This is a genomic window from Frankia sp. AgKG'84/4 (assembly GCF_023242965.2).
In the GTDB taxonomy this organism is placed as follows: domain Bacteria; phylum Actinomycetota; class Actinomycetes; order Frankiales; family Frankiaceae; genus Frankia.
The window spans coordinates 1-680 of sequence record NZ_JALKFU020000643.1; the positions used below are offsets into that span (position 1 = coordinate 1).

1 pseudogene is annotated in these 680 nt (G+C 80.0%); it reads right to left on the bottom strand.

The window, feature by feature from the left end:
- Nucleotides 1-207: 207 nt before the first annotated feature.
- A pseudogene (locus MXD58_RS24390) lies at nt 208-680 on the bottom strand (shikimate dehydrogenase); the annotation flags it as partial.

Here is a 680-nt window from a genome sequence, read left to right on the forward strand (position 1 = left end):
GCGGCGGGACGCGGGCGACCACCCCCGGCCCCAGCGGCACCGCGACCACCAGCGCCGCGAGCGCCACCAGCGCGACAAGTCCGGCCTCGACCATGCGGCCCCCGTTCCGTCGACCCCGGACCGGGACATTCTCCCACGGCGCGCCGGTCGCGAGCGGGCCGGCGGGCAGGCGAGGGACCGCGCTGAGAACGACCTGCCGGGCGGACGCTACCGGGCCGGCTGGTCCTGGCGGAGGGCCGCGCGGTCCTGGTCGGCGTGGGTGCCGGTGCGCTCGTCGTGGACGGCCTGGCCGGCGGCGAGCAGGACGGCGGCGGGAACGGTCCGGCCGGTGAAGTACTCGACCTGGCCGACGGCCTGCGCGGCGAGGATCTCCAGACCGCCGGCCACCCGGGCGCCGGCCCGGTAGGCCGCGGCCGCGAGCTCCGTCGGCCACGGGTGGTAGAGCAGCTCGACGAGCTGGCAGGACGCCGGCCACCGCCGGGCGGCGAGCCGGTCCGTGGCGCCCGCCGGGGTCGTGGCGATGGCCAGGTCAGGGCCTGCGGGCAGGCCGGTGGCGAGCAGCTCCCAGGGCAGCGGGGCCACCCGGATGCCGAGGCGCTCGCCGACCTGGGCGAGCTCCGCGACGGCCTCGGGCCGGCGGGCGACCACGGCGACGTGCGGGCAGCCGCTCGCGGCCAGGG